This window comes from Paenibacillus sp. yr247 (genome assembly GCF_900103825.1).
GTDB lineage: Bacteria > Bacillota > Bacilli > Paenibacillales > NBRC-103111 > Paenibacillus_E.
On the sequence record NZ_FNIF01000017.1, the window covers coordinates 82,755 to 103,387 of the forward strand.

Sequence of the window (20,633 nt, forward strand, 5' to 3'; positions counted from 1 at the left end):
CTCTCGTGTTTATTTCGGAATGACACCTTTAATGCCCTTAACAAACCAGGTTGTGCCCAAAATCTCTTCATCCGTCATCTTTTTACCTTGTTCAAAGCGAGTTTTGCCATCTTGATCGACAAGTGGTCCTTGGAAGATTTCGAAGGTACCTGCCAATATGTCTTGCTTTTTCTTCTCAACAAGCGCCTTGACGTCCGCTGGCACATTTTTACCTAGAGGAGCTAAATCGGTGATGCCATCCTTCATGCTTCCGAAGTAAGCGCTGGATTTCCAAGTGCCATCCATCACACTCTTCACCGTTTGCACATAGTAAGGTCCCCAATTCCATTTTGGGTTAGAAATATACGTTTCTGGCGCAAATCTGCCCATATCCGAATCATTGCCGATACCCCAAACTTTGCGTTCAGCAGCCGCTTGAATACCTGCAGGTGAATCTTGGTACGCAGCCAACACGTCAACGCCTTTATCCAGCAAAGAAATTGCAGCTTGCTTCTCTGTGGACGGATCAAACCAAGTGTTGCTCCAAACAACAGCCACATCAATGGCCGGATTAACGCTTTGTGCGCCTAGTGCAAAAGCATTAATGGTATAAATAACTTCCGGAATTGGAAACGCCCCGACATAACCCAAATGATTGTTTTTCGTCATTTTACCGGCCGCCATGCCTACGAGGTAAGCACTTTGATATTCGCGCCCCATGTAAGTACCCATGTTAGGCAGCGTTTTATAGCCCGTTGCGTGCAGGAATTTCACGTTCGGGTGCTTTTGAGCCACTTTGTACATCGGGTCCATATAACCAAAGGAGGTTCCGAAAATGATATCGTTTTTCTGCGCTAACTCTTCAAACACACGCTCCGCATCCGGGCCTTCAGGAATATTTTCAACGGTCGTCGCTTTGATGCCCAGCTCTTTTTCCATCATTAAACGGCCTTGATCGTGCTCGTAAGTCCAGCCTCCATCACCGGGTACACCGATATAAACAAATGCGACTCTTGGCAGCTTTTTCTCCGCTTGTGGGGTTGCATTTGCGGCTTGGGTTGAAGCAGGGGATGCACTTGGTGCTGTCGTGGAGCCCGCATTCGTCGATTGTCCGGAGCAAGCTGTCAGGATCAAAAGTAAGATAGCTGTTAAGGAAATCATCAATTTTTTTGGCATAATGGCTTTACCCCTCTCTTTTCATCGACAAACCGCATCTTTCTACAGCTCTGAAAATACCTTCATAGCCCGTGCATCGGCATATATTGCCGCACAGTGCTTCTTCCGCCTCCGCCCTAGTCGGGGTAGGATTTTTTTCCCATAAGGCCGTTAGCGTAACGACCATCCCTGCGGTACAATACCCGCACTGCAGCCCCCCTTCCTCTAACATAGCTTGCTGAACGGGATGCAGCTCTTCCCCTCCGGATATCCCCTCGATGGTCGTCACTTGCTTGCCCGCCGCTTGATAAGCCATCAGCAGACAGGAATTAACGGGTTTGCCATCAAGCAGCACCATGCAGGCGCCGCATCGTCCGATCTCACAAGAAACTTTGGTCCCTGTTAAAAGTAAATCGTCACGCAGGATATCTGACATCCGCTTGGAAGCAGGTACCGGGATCGCCACAGATTTACCGTTAATGGAACATTCCAGCACATAGGTTGTATTAATCAATGGCCTCCACCCCTTCTAACCAATCGATGGACTTCACGATGTTTTCCGGTGAAATGGGAAGTCGATTCACCCAAATGCCGGTTGCTTGCCGGACCGCTGCGGTTATGGCCGGAGCGAGCCCGACAGAACCGATTTCGCCAACCCCGCGCGGTCCAAATGTGTCCCCCTCAGGCAGTTCTTCGATCGCTTCTACCCGAATCGTATGCGGACTATCTTTGAAGGTTGGGATCAAGTACGTGTCCAAATTGTGCCTTAAGTAGTTACTCTCTTGCATAACGGCATCCTCGGTTAACGTATATCCCAGCGCCATCATGCTGCCGCCCTCGATCTGTCCGAGGAACCCCATCGGATTAATAACAGGACCAGCTGCTATGACGTGGTCGGTTTGCACCACCTTCACTCGCCCCGTCAGCATGTTCACTTCTACCTCCACGATGACGGATGCGTAGGAGTATAAATAATGAGCGCCGACCAGCCCTTCCGGCGTCGTCGGGTAGTCGAACTCCGTATGCGCGATGATCGGCTTAGCTGCCCTAGCGGCAGCTTCCGCCAACTGCGCATACGTCACAACCGGCATGCCTGATTCATCGTCCTTGCGATGAATCCCGCCTGCGCCGGTTGCCAGCTCTTCGGCTGCGATGCCCGCGAGCTCAGACGCCTGCTGCAGCAGCGCCTGTACGAACGGCGGCTTCAGCCGCTGCAGGGCGCGCCACATCATCGTCGTGGCGCGTGAAGCTGTGCTGGATCCGCTGCTCGGCACGCGATCCGTATCGCCGATGACGATGCGGATGTCTTCGGCGGCGCAGCCGAAAAAGTCTTGCAGCATCAACGTGAGCGCTGCATAGAGCCCTTGCCCGAACTCCTCGAAGCCGAAGGAGGCCTGCAGCTTGCCCTCCGGCGTAAGCTCGAGGCGTCCGCCGGAGTGATCCGGGATGCCTAAGCCGAGCCCGGCTCCGTGCATTACCATCGCTGCGCCGACGCCTCGGCGGATCCACGGCGGTTGATCTTCGCCTTGCTCCGCCTCGCCCCGCTTCGCCCACAGCGGCGACTCCTTCACCTTGCTCCACACTTGGTTTGCGCCCTCGGTTTGCACAATCTGCTGCCCCATGGGTCCTGGATCGCCCGGGGCGCGTAAGTTCAACTTACGCAGCTCCCAGGAGTCCACACCGAGCTTCTCCGCCAACCGCTCGACTTGGCTCTCAACGGCAAAAATCACCTGATTGCCGCCGAAGCCCCGAAACTCACCGGATACGCCGTTATTCGTATATACACTAGTCCCCTGTACATCCACATTCGGGATATTATAAGGACCTATCGCATGTTCAGTAGCAAAATTCAATACCTCACACCCCAAAGTCGCGTAAGCACCTGTATCGGCGAGGATGCTGACTTGATGAGCGAGGAAGCGGCCAGCATGATCGACGCCAGTCTTCATCTTAATCCTCATCGGATGCCGCTTTATACCGGAGATAACGGATTCTCGACGCGAATTGTGCATCTTGATCGGAGCGCCTGTCGTTAATGCCAACAAAGCACCGAAGGGCTGTACATTGAGTTCATCCTTACCGCCGAACGATCCGCCGATCGGACTGGATACAACACGAATCTGCTCCTCAGCCATCCCTAGAATCCGTGATAGCTGCATCCGATCCTTGTAACCATGCTGCGTCGGTGAGTAAACCGTCAGTCGGCTGTCATCCTCCGGAATAAACAAGCCGCCCTCCGTTTCCATATAGGTGTGCATTTGACGAGGCGTAAAGTACGTCTCTTCAACGATATGCGCACATTCCTCGAATGCCTTTTCTGCCTCGCCATGCTTTAGACTAGTTCGGTGAAGCAGATTGCCATCAGGGTGAAGCATTATTACGCCCTCATCTAGTACCGTTTCCGGATCATCTACAACAGGGAGCGGCTCATAAACAACCTCGATCAAGCTAAGCGCATACTCGGCAATCTCTTCGGTATCCGCAGCTACCGCTGCCAGAGCATCCCCGATGTAACGAACCCGATCGTGACAGAACACGGGCTGATGCGGGAAGGCAATTCCGAACAAATTCATGCCTGGCACATCATCGGCAGTTACGACGGCACGTACACCGGGTGTCATCTTGGCTTTGCTTGTATCGATGGAAAGAATCCATGCATGGGGGTAACGACTGCGCAGTACCTTCCCATGCAGCATGCCGGGTGCTGTTAAATCAGTGAGATATCGGAGCTTTCCGGTTACCTTCTCTTCACCGTCAGGTCGGATAATCCACTTTTTTGCATACGTATCACGACCTAGGAGCATCCGCTCCGCCCCCTTTTCGCCAAGCTCTATAGCATTCAGAAACGATAAGATTCGCCGCTGTCTGCTTGCGATAAGACACGCCGGCATAATCGTCTGCCACAGCGTCAAATCCAGCAGACACTCCCTTATGCAAAAACTGCAGAAGCCCCTTGGATAATGGCTGACCGATAGCAGCTGCCTCCAGATCCTTAAATCTTGCCGGAACGGCGCTTCCTCCACCCGCAGCTAACGCTATTGCCTCAATTTTTCCATCAGCTCTTAGTGTCAACCTGCCAGCTACCGTTACAACAGATGGGGTGAACGCCTCTCTGCGTCCCACTTTCAAATAAAACTCATAATTGCTATCCTCATCTAAATCCACCTGCTCAGCGGTTGGCACCACGATGGCTGTCATGACTTCATAAGGGGTAGAAATCGGGCTTTCCAGCCACTCGTTCAGCGCCAAAACACGTTCGTTTTGCCCATCCGAACACACCACCTGGGCATCCATAACAAGCAGTACAGGAATGAGGTCTCCCGTGCGGGTTACCACGTTACCTCCAATAGAGGCTAAGTTCCGTACCGAAGGAGCTGCGATCTCGGAGCAAGCTTGCACCAAGAGACTGCACCTCTGCCTCATCAGTTCATTTCCCATCAAATCTGCTAAACAAAGAGCTGGCCCTATATGAACTTGACCTCCAGCATTCATCGTTAATCTAGAGAGAGCTGGAATACGCCCGAGACTAATCAAATGCTGCGGAAGCGGTGAAACGCCATTTTCCCAACGAGTACGGAGCCAGGTGCCTCCTGAAATAAGCACCGAGTCATCTCCCCATTTATGCTTTAAGTGCATGGCTTCCTCTACGCTCGTAGGCTGCCATACGGAAGGCTGCTGCTCTGGCAGCTGGTGCAAAGGAACTGACATGTGCAAACCTCCTTAGAGTTTTTCGGTAGAAAAACTTGCTTCGTAAGCGTTACTGAGTTTTTCGGTAGAAAAACTTGCTTCGTAAGCGTTACTGAGTTTTTCGATAGAAAAACTTGCTTCGTAAGCGTTACTGAGTTTTTCGGTAGAAAAACTTGCTTCGTAAGCGTTACTGAGTTTTTCGATAGAAAAACTTGCTTTCGGGAATAGCGCTCAATAATCTGAATTAGCGGAACGTGAGTACTCTATTGGAGGCAATTTGAGCTTTCCTGAGGAAGAAACTACGCAATAATGAATCGTCGTTCCGCCTCCCTCATGAAATCGAACGTTTTTTGGCAAATAACGCACTCACGTTCCTCCGATATAAATTAGATCTACTATAATCAATATTCAAAAAGCAAGTCAACTAACTTGACATCATTTTGTGTTTTTGTATAAAAAAATAGCGCATCATTAGTAATAATGCACTTACTCTCTCGTTTATGTCATTTAAGTTAACATATAATGGTGCGTATAGATTTTTTTTGCCTGTTCATATCGATCTACTGTGTCTATATCCATAAATTTCAACTGGTTTTCTTCTTCCAAAATGCGTCCACGGTACTTAGGCGAGCGAAACAAGGATCGCGCCCCTGCATCACCTTCCAAAGAGGCGGCCGCCGGCCACATCCCTCGGCCCAAAATAAGCGGAGGCTTCGGCATCCCTTTATCCCCGCTGGCGATATAGTCATAGCCCGCTTCCCTGCTAAACGCAATCGTGAGACGAAATAGCATCTGACCATCTATGAAAGGCTGATCCGCCAACAGGACTAAGACGCCGTCTGCGCTCAGCTCTTCCGCCACCTGGATACCCGTGCGCAGCGAGTGCGCCATCCCGCATTCAGCGTCCGCGCATAGCTCAATCCGGCACCGACCCAATAATATATGCTTATGAACTTCTTCTGGCAACCAATCCAAGGAATCACCTTCACGTACGACAACAACCACACTTTGCAGTTCCGAATGAAGAGCTTTCAGCAGGGCAATACTGCCTAGCCGGACTCCCTCAGCCATTTCTAGCGACTGCTTCGCCGTTCCCATTCGCCTGCTGCTGCCTGCCGCCAAATATACACCGACAACCTTCTTCTTCACAGCGCTCTCCAAGGGCGGCAGCTTTGGGTATCTCGCCCCATGGCCACAGAGGCGCTCCACTCTCCAGTCGTGCGAACACCACGCTTAATACTAATCAATTCAGCCACCACACTGATTGCATTTTCCACTGGACCTTCCGAGCCAATGTTTAAACCAACCGGATAACGTAGCCATTCTGGGTGCGCTAATCCTTCCAGCAGCTTCTCCGTTCGTTCCCTTGATCCCATAATGCCGAGGTAACGTGGGCTTGACTTCATAGCTCCTCGCACGAATTCGGCATCCTTCTCGAACTGGTGACTCATGACGATGATATAATCTTGCGCATTCAGCTTCAGTTTTTCCATCAACTGTTCAGGGAAAGCCACGACCGTCTCCGCCCCCGGGAAGCGCTCCACCGTACAGTAGGCATCACGCCAATCCGCTATCACCACGCGAAACCCGCTGCTTGTCGCCAGCTGCACAAGCGGAATCGCATCTTGATTTGCGCCAAACACAATCACTCTTGGCTTTGGTCTGAACAGAGAGACATACACTGAGAATGACGATTGTCGGACAGAAGGAAGAACCTCATCATGCTCACGCAACGTGTACGTGATTTCCGAATACCCATCAGAAAACGTACGCACAAGCTGTATGGCTTCCCCGCGATCCAAAGAGGCTTTCACCACTAGCAGGTTGACGAGCAACTCCCCGATAACGGGCTCCAGTAGAATTCGAATCAACCCGCCGCACCCAATCGTTTCACCCCAGCCGAAATCTTCTGCCGGCCTCATGTCATACTCTACCATTTGCGGCTTCTGAGATTCCCACACAACAGGTAAGTATAAGGATAAATCCGCTTCCAAGCAGCCGGGAGAAATGCTGCCCAGCGAGCTTCCATCCTCCATTAGCAGCATCATTGCCCCTTGCTTACGGTAAGCATGGCCTTCCACATGAATAACCGTCGCCAAGACGCAAGACTGAATATTTCTCTCCACCGCTAGTAAAATGTCATAGGCCTCCATCACTCGCCGCACCTCGCTTCAAGGATTCATTGTCTTACCAACCGATCGCTAAACCATCACCCCGAGGATCCGCAGCGCCGCTCATAATGCCTTTCTCATCAATCACAATCCCCTGCGCCTGCCCCATGATTCCATCCCAAGGGTTCACAGGTTCAACGCGATGCCCCCACTTTCTCAAACGAGCATACACGTCACCATCTAGACGATGCTCGAGCTTCAACGCATCTCCATCTTCCCCCCACGTCCGGCCGTATACCCAACGGGGAAGCGATATGGCCTCTTGAATGGACAAGCCATAATCCAGCACACCTGTCATAATGGAGAGCTGCGTTTGCGGCTGACCTTCTCCCCCCTGCGTACCGAAAAGCATGTAGGGCTTCCCTTCTTTGCTCACCATAGCTGGCATTAACGTATGAAACGACCTTTTACTCGGTTCTAAAACGTTCGCGCAGGATGGGTCCAGTGAGAAATAGGAACCCCGATTTTGCATAATAATACCTGTATTCCCAGGTACATAAGCTGCACCAAAGTCGAAATACAAGCTTTGAATAAACGAGACCGAATTGCCTTCTTCGTCAACAACAGCCGCATAGGCCGTGTCCTGCCCGATCGCTGGTGATAAATGCTCACTAACCTTGAGCGGCTCGGCTTGAATGTCATTCCAGAGCTCCCGAGCGTAGGCCTTAGAAAGCAGATGCTCAAGCGGAATCTCCCGGAAATGGGGATCCGTTAAGTATAGATCTCGGTCCTTGAACGCCTTTTTGATGACTTCGGACATGATATGATAAAAATTCGCCGAGGCTCTAGGAACAGCACCAACCTCTATATTTTCTAGCATATTCATCATCAGCAGCGCTGTGAACCCTTGCGAGTTCGGCGGCATTTGATAAATTTCATATCCACGGTACGTTGTAGAGAGCGGTTCCAACCATTCCCCTGAATAGTTGCGAAAATCTTCTTCCTGCAGCAATCCGCCATCCCGCTGAATGCTATCAATAACACTCTTCATCACTGAACCTTTGTAAAAAGCATCTCTGCCTTCTCGTTGAACGAGTCGTAACGTACGGGCCATCTCTTTCTGAACCAGACGGTCCCCTTCCTTCAAAAGCTCGCCATTTGCCATATATAAGGCGCTCAGCTGCTCAGAAGCCCGAATAAACGCCTCATCCTTACGCATCCAAAATAGCAAATTGCGAGAAATCGGAAATCCGTTTTCCGCATAAGCAATCGCTGGATCCAGCAGCTTCTCCCAAGGCAGCTTCCCGTACTTCTCCCACACCTGCCACCAAGCATCCACCATCCCGGGGACGGTTATAGCACTTAGAACTCCTCTTTGAGGAATTGCATTTAACCCTTTATCCTTATAAAAATCAGGCGTCGCCATCGCAGCAGACTTCCCGCTTCCATTAAAGCCCGTATAAGTGCCTGTCGCTGCATCGTGCATCAGGAAAAAGGCATCCCCGCCAAGCCCCGTCATATGTGGGTATACGACACCTAGTGTCGCACTAATCGAAATCGCTGCATCGTAAGCATTGCCTCCCTGCTGCAAAATCGCACTTCCCACACTGCTAGCCAAATAATGAGGCGTAGCAATCATTGCACGCTCCGCTCGCGGCATGATGTTTAACATGGCAGTTCCTCCTCTTTACGAGCATATAATGTTAATGCCGCTTGCAAAGCCTTACCGACTGTAATATCGGCGCCGTGCCATAAGAGAACTGCTTCCAGTGCACCAAGCACATGGAGCACATTTTTCTGATTACAACTGAAGCCCATCGTGCCGATTCGCCAAATTTGCCCCTTCAGCGGTCCGAAAGAGCTGGCGATTTCAATGCCGAAACTGTTTAACAGCATCGCACGCACAGATTCTCCAGCGATACCATCTGGAATGCGAATGCAGGTCACAACCGGCAGCTTACAGTCCGGATTCCCGTACAGTGATAAGCCCATTGCCTGGAGGCCTGCAACTAACGCAGCCTCATGACACTGATGACGACGGTATCGTTCCTCTAGGCCCTCTTGCAGGACAAGGCGCAAGCCTTCGCGCAAAGCGTACAGCATCGATGTTGCCTCCGTGTGATGATTGAGCCGCTTAGGACTCCAGTAGTCCTGCAGCTGTCCCAGGTCGAAATAGTTACTCGCGACCGGATTCAAGGCTGATACTGCCGAACCTTTCTCTCGCAGACCTCGCTCAATTGTTTTGCGGCGCAGCACCTTTGCTTCGACACGCTCGTTATACGTGATGGGCGACATCCCCGAAGGGACGGATAGACACTTTTGCGTCCCACCGATTACCGCATCCAGCTGCCATGCATCTGTCTTTACCGGGACACCGCCAATTGTGGCAACGGCATCAACGACAAGTAATGCATCTACTTCACGGCAGGCTGCTCCGATGCCATCAAACGGTTGGATACAACCGGTGGAGGTTTCACCGTGGACAATCGCAACGATACTTGGCTTTTCCCTGTGTATGGCTGCAATAATTTCCTCTGGGTCGAACACAGTGCCCCACTCTCGCTCTAACATGACAACCTCTGCGCCGCAGCGCTCAGAGATTTCCACGAGCAGGTTGCCGAAGCGCCCATAAATAGGAACAAGCACCTTGTCCCCTGGCTCAATGACACTCACGAGAACAGCTTCAATACCCGAACGCGAGGTGCCATCTATCGGAAAAGCCCATTGATTTTTTGTTTGAAATACATCGCGCAGCATTTCCATCGTCTCATTCATCAGTTCTGTGAATTCCGGATCAAACTGTCCCAGAATCGGATAAGACATTGCGCGCAGCACCCGCGGGTCGACTTCCACAGGTCCGGGGGTCATTATCGTGCGCAGCGAGGGCGACAAGTCTTTATAAGATTTCATCTGCTTTCTCCCCATAGCCATATTGGTATAACACATGAACCAGCGTTTGGAATCCAACAACCAGATCGTCCGCTTCCGTGAACTCCTTAGGGCTGTGGCTAATTCCGGCAACGCTTGGAACGAAGATCATCGCCGACGGACATATCGGCCCGAACAGCTGAGCATCATGCCCTGCCCCGCTCGGCAGCCGCATACTCCGGAACCCATAGGTCTCACAGGCAGCTTCAATTTCTTCCGAAATCCCTCCATGCATAGCCACGGGCGAAGCATGTAAATTTTCAACCATTTCTATAGTAAGCTCTCTTCGCCTTGCGATTTCTTCGAGCCTTGTTAGCAAACTTGCACAAAATTCATCCATCTTCATCTCGTCTGTATGCCGAATATCCAGTGTAAATTCAACTTCTCCCGGCACTACATTCGAAGTCCCCCGCTTCACTTCCAAACGACCCACGGTAGCTGCAAGCGGTTCACCTGCCTCCAGCGCCATCCGCTCCGTCAGTGCCACCATTTCCGCGGCCCCAGCAAGAGCATCCTTCCGCATTGTCATCGGTGTCGTTCCGGCATGATTTGAGTTGCCTGTGACAACAACCGTCAATCGAATTTGACCAACAATTGCTGTTACAACGCCGATCTGTTTCTGCTTATACGCAAGGACAGATCCTTGCTCGATATGAATCTCAATATACGCACCAATATCTTCTCGCCTAGCCGGGTGTTCTCCGGCGCTCGTGGCATCGAATCCAGCTTGCCGCATCGCCTCAAGTAAGGTGACACCGTCAGGGTCAGCAATCCCCGAAGCTACAGCCAGCGACCTTACACCGGTAACATGCCCGGAGCCCCAGTAGGCCAACGGGAAGCGGCTCCCCTCTTCCTCACAGAACGAAACCGCTTCAAGTGTTCGCTTCGGCGTCCCATAGACCGCTTTCAAATACCCCAGCGACATCATCGAGGCGACAACACCGTAGGCACCATCGTACTTTCCGCCGTTTTTCACCGTATCTATATGAGAACCTGTGAGAATAGGCTTCAATGAATCATTACTTCCTTGTAATTTCCCGAACACATTACCGATCGCATCGAAGCTAGCTTCCAGCCCCAACTGCTGCATCTTTCCCACAAGAGCCCGCTGCGCCAGCAGCCATGGCTCCGTATAAAGCAGCCTAGTAACTCCCCCCTCCGGGTCAGCACCATAAGAAGAGAGCCACTCCAGCACATCCAGCATTTGCTTTGCGTATTGTGACAGCAAATCTAGTGAAATCGGCGTCATTTTAGCCACCAGACTCACCTCCAAATACCTCAGTTGGACGTACCCAAGCTCCCTCCGCTTTTTCCATTACCCCTTCACCAAGCTCATACACTTTAATTCCTCGTAAGAAGGTCGCCTTCACACGACATCCGAACGATTTCCCCACATAAGGACTATGTTTATGGCGGTAAAGCAGATCACTCTCCTGGAGCGAATAGCTCAGCTTCATATCCACTAGAGCCAAATCAGCATCTGCACCTATGGCAATAGCACCCTTACGCGGATACAGCCCAAATCGCTTGGCCGGCTCCAGAGACAGCATCCTCGACAGCTTAGGCAGCGGCATATCTCTGCGAAGAAATCCTTCATCCAGCATCAGCTCTAAGGAGCTCTGCGCTCCAGAAATTCCGCCCCACGCCTCGAAGAAATCTCCCCGCTTCATGTGAGTAGGGCAAGGTGAGTGGTCCGAGGCGAGGATGTCCAGCCGTCCATCTGCCACCTCCGCCCACAGCCGAGCTTGATCTTCCGACGTGCGCAGTGGCGGCGCGCACTTCGCAACAGGACCTAGCCGCTCCAAATCAGCGCTAGTCAGAACCAAGTAATGCGGACACGTTTCCACCGTGACGTTCAGCCCCTTGCCTTTCGCTACCGTGATGGCCTGCACCGCTTCCGCGCTGCTGATATGCACGAAGTGCAGCTTGCAGCCCGTCTGCTCGGCGTAGAAGAGCGCGCGGTTCACTGCTTCCAGCTCCGCTGCAATCGGTCGCGTCGCAACGAAGTCGAGCGCCCCGCGTCGGCCTTCTTCCTGTGCCTTTGCGGCCAGCTTGGAAACGATCTCCTCGCTCTCAGCATGAAGCGCAAGCACTAGCCCCAAGCGGGCAATTTCTTTCATCCCTTCATAGAGAGTCAGGTCGTCCACTTCAGTAAAAATATCTTCCCCTTCTCCACCGGGACAGGACATAAACGCCTTAAATCCAATGACACCGGCTTCCGCCAGCTCCTGTAGATTACCAATATTCCCGGGGACAAGGCCGCCCCACAGCGCATAATCGACTAAGGAATGTCCTTCAGCCGCTTCCAGCTTTCGCTCAAGCGCACTAAGCCGCACCGTCGGCGGAATACCATTTAGAGGCATATCAATGTACGTCGTGCATCCGCCAGCCGCGAGCGCCGACGAGCCTGTGGTAAATCCCTCCCAGTGACCGAGTGCAGGTTCATTGAAATGAACATGTGCATCGACCATGCCCGGCAATATATGCAAATGCTCCGCATCATAGACAGGCGTATGCTCCGAGCAAACGAGATTTTCGCCTAGCGCAGCAATTTTACCACCTTGAATACCAATGTCTAACCGGCATACTTGATCTATGAGGACTACGGTACCCTTACGAATAATCAGGTCAAATTGTTTATCCATGCGAAACCCTCCCTCGGAACCTTTCATGCAGCTACCATCATGCCAACGTTAGCTTCCCCGATACGTGTTATAGCCCCAAGGAGCAATCAGCAGCGGCACATGATAATGAGCCTCTTTAGCCGATATGCCAAATCGAACCGGTACTTGATCCAAAAATGCAGGTTCTGCAAGCTCTGTGCCAATTCCTCTGAAATAATCACCTATATGAAAGACTAACTCGTAAATTCCCGGTGTAAAATCATCCCCGCTGAGCATCGGCCCCTGAAGGCGGCCATCCGCATTCGTGGTCTCTGAGCGAAGCAGCTCTGACCGCCCGTCTTGGAGAAGGAACAAATCGATTCGCACTTCGCTAGCCGGTCGACCGCTGCTAATGTCCAGTACGTGTGTTGTTAGCCCACCGCTCATAGTCCCTCCAGGTCACGCTTTGTCATGGAAAAGCCTTGGAAGCCATAAGGCGGCCTAGGCTCCGTAAACACCTTGCCCTCACCTGCTGAAGCTTGCTCCAAAATCGTTTCCCACGTACGGTTGTTAGATTCAAAACGAATTTCCTTTAATTGCGGAAAACGCGTGAGCGAACGCTGCCCTATTCGATAAATGAGATTCTGGATCGATGGTGAATGCTGCTCATGGAATACGGTATGCGCAATATCCCGAATTTGCTCAGCCGCCACATAATGCCCCAGATCCGAGTCTAGGGCATCCGCCACCTCTTCATAACTCCAAGCCATATCGAGGAAAATAAATAAAGGACGGTCGAACGATTCCGGAAGTGTCGTATACTCATCGCGAACGAAGCCCGTGAAGGAACTTCCTTTTACCTTAATCAGCTTTAAGTCAGCGATGCCGCCTTCATGTTCCAGGATGGTGATCCCCTCGTCCGTCCGCATGATTTCAACCAGCGCTGTCGGGTGCTCATTTTGCGAATAACGGTAAACGAGATTACTACCGTCAAATCCTTTTGCGCTAGGAACCGGCAGCACTTCGAAAGACACTTGATCGGCTGTCATTTTCACACTCGTCATCTGCGGGTACGTCTCTAGAAATTTACGACCGGCGAACTCTAGAAACCCTTCAGCCGTAGCCCCTTCATACTCTCCGGCTTTGCGCAGGATGAAATTTTTCATCGAGTCTGTGGCAACAACCATCGAGTTATCCCCTTCTGTAAAAGAAGTGAAAAACTTCTCTCCGCTAACAGCCACCTTGATATTCATCCCAAACAACACATTATCTCGTCCGGTAAAACCCGATTCGGGTATTAAAGTTAGATTCGTCAGCGGCTTTGCATAGGATCGATACACCCATACATCGCCCTTACCGTAGTACATGATTCTCTCTGATCCGTTTCCCTGCTTCATCGCTTTCCCCTCCGCTTCATTGATCAACACTGCCTCTAAGCGAAACCGCGCAATTTTACAAACTTCTTGCAAAGCCTTTCCCATCTCTTCTTCTACATCTCGATGAATCCGCACGCGTATCGCTTCTCGAATGGTCTCTTTGGTCTGTCCCTTTACCGCCATAATGAAAGGAAACTGAAAGGCATCCATATACTGCTTGTTAAGACCAAGAAACTGCTCATATTCTTTAGGTGTTAACTGGTTCAGACCGGCGCCGGATTGCTCCTGTACGGAATGATCCGTCATTCGCACCCGCGTCCCTAAGTCAGGATGCGCTCTGAGCAGCGCTAGCTGCTCATTCTTATCAGCACGCCAAACTTCTCGTTCGAGTGCGCTAATCAGATCTTGCTGTGTTGCAAAAGGCCGCGAGCGCCAAGCACGCTCAGCCACCCAAGGCGAGTGTTCAAACAGAAGGCCGAAAACATGGATGAAATCATCCTGATTCAATTCGTTTACTTTATGCAGCCTTAGCTTCACTAGCCCATCACCTCTATTTCTATGTAAAAACTAGCCATTCTTTATCAAGATTTGTTTCATTGTAAATGCGCCATCCCTATGGGTCAATTTATATGAAAGAAGTTTGTAAACTTTCATAACATTGGCAACTTTTTTTGTGAAATTGCAAAAAAGCCGCCAGGAATCAGAAACCTTCCCAGCGGCTTTCCTTGTTTCATGACCAAAATCCCGTATGCGCAGCCACAGCCTCTTCCTCTACCTCAGGAATGGGACCGATGACTACTATCGGTTATGACTGTCGCGTTCACTCATTTCGATGCCTCCTAGTGACTTCGTTTTTTTAAAATCTTTGCTCCCGAATGTAGGGGATGCCAAGTGCCTCTGGTGCACCCGAAGGCTTATTGCGATTATGCCAACCGAGGAACATCAGAACCAGAATGGTCATGATGTACGGAATCATTTTCAGGAAATAAGAAGGGATATGACTGCCGATCAGCTGTACACGGAACCCCAGAATATCGAGCACACCGAAGAAATAAGCACACACCAAAGCACGAATCGGATTCCATCTTGCGAAAATAATGAGCGCCACCGCAATCCATCCGCGTCCAGAGGTCATCCCTTCATTCCACGTTGGCGTGTAAACGAGCAGCAAATCAGCTCCTCCCAGACCAATCAACATGGAACCAATAATGATACAGCTGTAGCGAATCGCTATAACGGGAATACCCATAACGTCGGCTGTTGCCGGGTTATCCCCCACCGCTTTAAGATGAAGCCCCCACGATGTTCGATGAATGAACAAATGCATCACGATAACCAGTACAAAACTAAACCACGTGAATAGATCCATATGCGCAAAAATCTTCCCTAGGAACGGCACATTTTCAAGCCAAGGCAAATCGAGCTTAGGTACCGCTCCGGTCAGCGGTTGTCCGCTTACGGGCTTCCCCAGATAAGCGCTAAGGCCTGCGCCGAATATCGTCATGGCTAGACCGCAGACAACCTGATTCGCATGCAGAGTTACACACAGGAATCCATGAAGCAAACCCAATATAGCGCCCACTGCAAGTACATAGAGAATGGTTAGCGCCAAACTCCCCGTATGAATAAAAACTAAACAAGAAGTTACTGCCCCCATCAGCATAAGGCCCTCGGCACCCAGTTGTGTGATGCCTGATCTCTCAATAAGGATGCCGCCCAGTACGGCTATCAGCAGCGGAGTACCGGAAGAGATAGCAGAAATAATTAACTGTGTTAAGATTTCCATCACGTTTCATCCCCTTCCCAGCATCATCTCGATTCAACCTCTATCAGCGATTGCGACGAATACGGAATTTCCCAGCCATGCCGCCCGCAATGAGAAAAAACAAAATAGCTCCTTGAATCATGGATGAGGTAGAAGACGGGAGGCCGATCGTTTGCACACTATACCCTCCGACAATGAGCCCTCCAAAAAGCACCGATGAGACCACTAGACCTAACGGATTCAGCTTTGCAAGCCAAGCTACAATAATAGCTGTGTACCCATACCCCGGAGAAATACCATACATGAGTCGGTGCGCCACACCCGAGACCTCGCTCATTCCTGCAAGTCCAGCCAGCCCGCCGCTAATGATCATGACAACCAGAACGTGCCTCGAAATTCGGATACCCGCGTTCCGCGCCGCTTCCGCATTCGCACCAATCAGGCGCAGTTCATATCCCCAACGGGTAAAACGGATCACGAAAGCATAGAACAGCACCCCAATTAGGGCGAAAACGATCCCTAGATGTAACCGTGAAGCACCGAAGGTGGGTAACGATTGAGCCGCGGTGAACATCGGTGATCCAGGGAAATTAAAGCCCTTCGGATCTTTCCACGGACCGAAGACCGCATAATTCAAGGCAAGCATCGCCACATAATTCAGCATTAAAGAGGTAATGAGTTCATTAACTTGAAAATACGTCCTAGGAATCGCCGTCAGCAACCCCCAGATCCCACCAGCTGCGACGCTTGCCACCAACATGAACGGGATCGACATGTACATCGGCAGATGCGGAAAATAGATCGTAACTGCAGTTGCTGCCATCGCCCCAGCCAAAAACTGCCCCTCAGCACCGATGTTCCACACCGAAATTCGATAGGCGATTGACACGCCAAGACCGCAAAGCAGCAGCGGTATCGCCTTCACAAGGGTCTCTGTAAGGCCAAAGGAGGAACCGAAAGCCCCTGTCAGCATTTTGTTATAAACCATAATCGGATTCATATCGTTTAAGGCTATAAATATGCCGCAGGCTACAAGCGCCAAGACAATGGATACGATTGTCATCCACCACGGACTGTCGCGGCCCGCAGGATCAATCTCGATACGGTAAGGCAAACGAAAGCTCGCTTCTCGCTTTGCCCCTTTATTTTCAATCGGAATCGTTCCTGCCGTTTGTTGTTCGCTCACCCTGCATCCTCCTCAGAACCCGCCATCAACATTCCGATATATTCACGGTTCGCTTCCTCTCGGGGAATATTGCCCACGATGCGTCCGCCATACATGACCAAAATTCGGTCCGCCAAATGCAGCACCTCATCCAAATCCTCCGATATCAGCAGAACAGATCGCCCCTTCTTGCGCAAATCCTCCAGTAAATCATGCACAACGGCTGTCGCACCTACATCAAGACCTTGAGTTGGATGCACGGCGATCATCAGCTTCGGACCTTGATCAATTTCTCTGGCAAAAAGCAGCTTCTGTTGATTGCCTCCCGACATAAATTGAATGGGCGCATCAATCCCTGATGTCCTCACATCGAATAACTCAATAAGTTTTTGCGACCAGCTCCGATTACTCCCTGTGCGAAGCAAGCCGAAACGAGAGCGTTCCAGGGAACGATATGTCTTAAAGAGCAGGTTATCCACAGAACCTAGGCTGCCCGCCAGGCCGCTCCTCATGCGGTTTTCCGGTACATGGGCAATACCCAGTTGGATGGCTGCGCGCACCGAGCCGTTACACAATTCTTTGCCGTCAAAACGGACATCTCCCTGTTTCCAAGCGCGGAGCCCCGTTAACACTTCCGCAAGCTCCTTTTGCCCATTTCCGGACACGCCGGCAACACCGACAATCTCACCTTCACTTACTTGAAAATAAAGCCCATCCAGCACCTTGCGTCCATGATCGGCATACACATCCAAACCGTTGACTACTAGCATCGGGTTTCCTTGTGTTTTCTCTCTTACAACCGATCGGCTTTCTATGCCTTCCTGGCCAACCATCAGCTGCGCCAAATCCCGTTCGTTCGTCTCTGTTTTCGCCATTGTTGCGATCATCTTGCCTTTACGCATGACGGATATGTGATCCGAAGCGAACATGACCTCCTTCAATTTGTGCGTCGTCATAATGACCGTCTTGCCCTCTTTTTTCATGCGATCTAAAGTCTCGAACAATTGATCAACTTCACCTGGCGTCAAAACGGAGGTGGGCTCATCCAATATAATAAAGTCCGCACCACGGTATAGCGTCTTCACAATTTCTACACGCTGCTGTTCACCAACCGATAACTGCCAGATCGGCCGATTCACCGGAAAAGGTAACCCAAAATGCTTGGAGATCGCCTCGATCTCCTCGGACTTCTTAGCGAGCCATCGCGGACCTCGCCAAAACGAAGATGATTCCCCAAGAACAATGTTCTCCGTGGCAGTTAATGTCTGAACAAGTCGGAAATTCTGAAATACCATGCCAACACCTAGCTTCATTGCATCTTTCGGCGAACGAATACGCACCTTCTCACCGTGTATGCGAATATCCCCACTTGTTGGACGATACACACCAGAGAGCATGCACATCATTGTACTTTTGCCAGCGCCATTCTCCCCAAGCAGCGCATGAATCTCCCCGGCCTTTGCCCGAAAATCTACATGATCGTTCGCGATAACAGATCCAAACTGCTTAACGATCTGGATCATCTCAACTGAATAACCCTCCGTTTTATTCAACTGTGCTCCCTCCTTCTCGATCCTTTATACACCCCTATATATTCAAAACAGCATCTCCCTACCAGGGATCTGCTGTTTCCGGAAACAAAAAATATACGTATGACAATCCAAATTCATATCTATTTTCCTCACTATACTGTTCAGGTGAATTATACGTCAATTAACATCACATCATATTAGGGGATCTAACGAAAAATGACTATTCTTTTGTGCTTAACGCCAAAATGGATGTTAATTTAAGCTGCACACACAGCAAAAAGGAGCACTCCTTTTATAAAGAGTGCTCCTTTTGATATGTTATTCTTGTATATCATGAAAGAAATATACCGCCATAGACGAAACCAGCAACAATCACAAAGGCAGGGTGAATCTTCCTCTTTTGAATGAGATAGAAAGCAACAGCAGCAATGCCGATAAACTGAAGGTAACCTATCGTTTTCGTAGATTCCATCATGCTGCTCCATGTGACCAACACCATCATAATCGCGATAACAGGCTGGACAAGCAGCGTCATTCCTTTGATAATCGCAGATTGCTTATATTTCTGCAGAATGTTAAGTAAAATAATGAGCGCTATGATGGAAGGAATTACTGTCGCCGCGACAGCAATCAGAACACCGACCCAGCCACCGATTTGAAAACCGACGTAAGCGGCAATTTTCGTCGCGATAGGACCCGGCAGCGCATTCCCAAGCGCTAACATGTTCGAGAATCCACTGCTTGTCATCCAGCCATGATTTGGAACAATCTCTTGATACATCAGCGGAATCGACGAGGGCCCGCCCCCGTATCCGAACACATTGGCTAGAAAGAAGCTAACAAGTAGATGCCACCATTCCATCATACGCCTTCCCCTTTGCCAAGCTGTTTCTTCTTCCACTTATCCTTTAGCTTATGATGGAAAGCACCGTACAGTAAAAACATAAAAATAACGATAGCCGGGTGCACTGAGAATGTCTGCAGCAGTAAGAAAGAGATGATAAAAAAAGTGAGGCCTGCCGCCCAACCCAATCCTTTAATCGCCTTCTCCCCAAACTCGTATGCCATAACGCCTAACATAACGGCTACAATTGGCACTACCGCCGCTATCATCCCCTTAATCACATGGGAAGTACTGAAAAAATGGATGAACGAATACAAACCAACCATCGCCACACAGGTAGGAACAATATGGGCCAGCACACCAATGGCCGCTCCCCCTGCTCCTTTGAGCCGATATCCAAGATAACCCGCAAGCTTCGTTGCTATCGGACCGGGAAGTGTATTGGCGATCGCCAACACTTCCATGAACTCTTCATCTTTCATCCACTGAAATCGCGTAACCGCCTCATACCGTATCAACGGCACAATCGACGGACCGCCGCCATATCCCAAAATTCCCGTCCGAAACATTGCCAATCCGATCTGGACATATGCATTTCCCATTAGATCACTCCTGTCTCTATAGACTTTATTGTAATATAAGTTTACAGGATTATTACGATTCTCTTCTCAATTTTGTCAAACCGACAAAGTTTCTTCGTATTATTGGTTAACGATATTACACAGCCCTAAAGCGCCGAAGTTAGCTACAATGCGCAGTTTTTGACTTCCCGTTCATATAGGAGTCTTTGGGGACTTTTATTAGCACAGATTGAGCTGATCTGTATAGACTCCGTGCAAAATAAGAGCCTCTAGGGACTGCTAATTTTGAATTTTTGGTACTTTCCTTGCAAATAGAAGTTTTTAGAGACTCTTATTTGCGCAGGTTGAACTGGGACGGGGTATCGTCCAATTTCAGAGCGTTTACATATATACAGCCATATAAATAACTGATGTGATCTTTGGGACCTCCTATTTTGTTAAAATCGCAAGCCTGGCCAATTAATGACTCCTATTCCGAAGTTGGTCGCTGGAGCCCTCCCAGTCATTTGTACAATTCCTCAGACAAAAAGAAAAGAACCTTACAAGGATTTCTCCCCATAAGGTTCTTTATTGTGCTTGGCAACGTTCTACTCTCCCAGAACCCTGCGGTTCAAGTACCATCGACGCTGGAGGGCTTAACGGTCGTGTTCGAGATGGGAACGCGTGGGTCCCCTCCGCCATCATCACCAAACAGTCAAAGCGTTTGTTTGCGCCTTGAAAACTAGATACGAAACTTGCGTAAAGTGTTACCTTAGGTTAAATGCTTATGCTTCCGAAGCTAGCTTTCCTCCGGATAGCTTTGAGGTTAAGCCCTCGACCGATTAGTATTCGTCAGCTGCATGCATTGCTGCACTTCCACCTCGAACCTATCAACCTCGTCGTCTACAAGGGGTCTTACATACTGGGA

17 protein-coding genes and 2 rRNA genes are annotated in these 20,633 nt (G+C 50.2%); all 19 read right to left on the minus strand.

Annotated elements, in window-relative coordinates; genetic code table 11:
- Nucleotides 1-9 precede the first annotated feature (9 nt).
- Entirely contained in the window at nucleotides 10-1,155 is a 1,146-nt protein-coding gene (locus tag BLT91_RS21920) for a BMP family ABC transporter substrate-binding protein (RefSeq protein WP_090824917.1), read from the minus strand.
- A 7-nt stretch (nucleotides 1,156-1,162) separates the two neighbouring features.
- Nucleotides 1,163-1,648 (minus strand): (2Fe-2S)-binding protein, encoded by a 486-nt coding sequence (locus BLT91_RS21925; RefSeq protein WP_090824920.1) that lies wholly within the window; start codon nucleotides 1,646-1,648, stop codon nucleotides 1,163-1,165.
- Nucleotides 1,641-3,938 carry a xanthine dehydrogenase subunit D gene (gene pucD, locus BLT91_RS21930; RefSeq protein ID WP_090824922.1) on the minus strand — a complete coding sequence of 766 codons (2,298 nt, stop codon included), beginning with the start codon at nucleotides 3,936-3,938 and terminating at the stop codon, nucleotides 1,641-1,643. The genes BLT91_RS21925 and pucD overlap by 8 nt, the downstream gene beginning before the upstream one ends.
- Complete coding sequence (locus tag BLT91_RS21935; RefSeq protein ID WP_090824924.1) at nucleotides 3,922-4,842, minus strand: FAD binding domain-containing protein; 921 nt, start codon at nucleotides 4,840-4,842, stop codon at nucleotides 3,922-3,924. The genes pucD and BLT91_RS21935 overlap by 17 nt, the downstream gene beginning before the upstream one ends.
- Nucleotides 4,843-5,328: 486 nt before the next feature.
- Entirely contained in the window at nucleotides 5,329-5,970 is a 642-nt protein-coding gene (locus BLT91_RS21940; RefSeq protein WP_090824926.1) for a nucleotidyltransferase family protein, read from the minus strand.
- Nucleotides 5,967-6,974, minus strand: a complete 1,008-nt coding sequence (locus BLT91_RS21945; RefSeq protein WP_090824928.1) for an XdhC family protein — start codon at nucleotides 6,972-6,974, stop codon at nucleotides 5,967-5,969. Before BLT91_RS21945 ends, BLT91_RS21940 begins: the two co-directional genes overlap by 4 nt.
- 34 nt (nucleotides 6,975-7,008) lie before the next feature.
- Nucleotides 7,009-8,604, minus strand: a complete 1,596-nt coding sequence (gene ggt, locus BLT91_RS21950) for a gamma-glutamyltransferase (protein ID WP_090824930.1) — start codon at nucleotides 8,602-8,604, stop codon at nucleotides 7,009-7,011.
- On the minus strand, nucleotides 8,598-9,842 hold the full coding sequence (locus tag BLT91_RS21955) for a pyridoxal-phosphate-dependent aminotransferase family protein (RefSeq protein WP_090824932.1): 1,245 nt from the start codon (nucleotides 9,840-9,842) through the stop codon (nucleotides 8,598-8,600). The genes ggt and BLT91_RS21955 overlap by 7 nt, the downstream gene beginning before the upstream one ends.
- The gene (locus BLT91_RS21960; RefSeq protein WP_090824956.1) at nucleotides 9,829-11,109 is read right to left on the minus strand and encodes a Zn-dependent hydrolase; all 1,281 of its coding nucleotides are present in this window, start codon (nucleotides 11,107-11,109) and stop codon (nucleotides 9,829-9,831) included. Before BLT91_RS21960 ends, BLT91_RS21955 begins: the two co-directional genes overlap by 14 nt.
- Before the next feature lies 1 nt (nucleotide 11,110).
- Nucleotides 11,111-12,505, minus strand: coding sequence for an allantoinase (locus BLT91_RS21965; RefSeq protein WP_090824935.1), 1,395 nt, complete (start codon nucleotides 12,503-12,505; stop codon nucleotides 11,111-11,113).
- A 48-nt stretch (nucleotides 12,506-12,553) separates the two neighbouring features.
- Nucleotides 12,554-12,910 (minus strand): hydroxyisourate hydrolase, encoded by a 357-nt coding sequence (uraH, locus tag BLT91_RS21970; RefSeq protein ID WP_090824937.1) that lies wholly within the window; start codon nucleotides 12,908-12,910, stop codon nucleotides 12,554-12,556.
- Entirely contained in the window at nucleotides 12,907-14,376 is a 1,470-nt protein-coding gene (gene pucL, locus BLT91_RS21975; protein WP_090824939.1) for a factor-independent urate hydroxylase, read from the minus strand. The genes uraH and pucL overlap by 4 nt, the downstream gene beginning before the upstream one ends.
- A 319-nt stretch (nucleotides 14,377-14,695) precedes the next feature.
- On the minus strand, nucleotides 14,696-15,625 hold the full coding sequence (locus BLT91_RS21980) for an ABC transporter permease (protein WP_090824941.1): 930 nt from the start codon (nucleotides 15,623-15,625) through the stop codon (nucleotides 14,696-14,698).
- Nucleotides 15,626-15,668: 43 nt separating this feature from the next.
- Complete coding sequence (locus BLT91_RS21985; protein ID WP_090824943.1) at nucleotides 15,669-16,790, minus strand: ABC transporter permease; 1,122 nt, start codon at nucleotides 16,788-16,790, stop codon at nucleotides 15,669-15,671.
- A complete protein-coding gene (locus BLT91_RS21990; RefSeq protein WP_090824957.1) occupies nucleotides 16,787-18,292 on the minus strand; it encodes an ABC transporter ATP-binding protein in 1,506 nt (501 codons plus the stop codon). Before BLT91_RS21990 ends, BLT91_RS21985 begins: the two co-directional genes overlap by 4 nt.
- 340 nt (nucleotides 18,293-18,632) lie before the next feature.
- A complete protein-coding gene (locus BLT91_RS21995) occupies nucleotides 18,633-19,166 on the minus strand; it encodes a chromate efflux transporter ChrA (protein WP_090824945.1) in 534 nt (177 codons plus the stop codon).
- Nucleotides 19,163-19,747 carry a chromate efflux transporter ChrB gene (locus tag BLT91_RS22000; protein ID WP_090824947.1) on the minus strand — a complete coding sequence of 195 codons (585 nt, stop codon included), beginning with the start codon at nucleotides 19,745-19,747 and terminating at the stop codon, nucleotides 19,163-19,165. The genes BLT91_RS21995 and BLT91_RS22000 overlap by 4 nt, the downstream gene beginning before the upstream one ends.
- A gap of 553 nt (nucleotides 19,748-20,300) precedes the next feature.
- Nucleotides 20,301-20,417, minus strand: a 5S ribosomal RNA gene (gene rrf / locus BLT91_RS22005).
- Nucleotides 20,418-20,527: 110 nt separating this feature from the next.
- Nucleotides 20,528-20,633: ribosomal RNA gene (locus BLT91_RS22010) — 23S ribosomal RNA — on the minus strand; the annotation flags it as partial.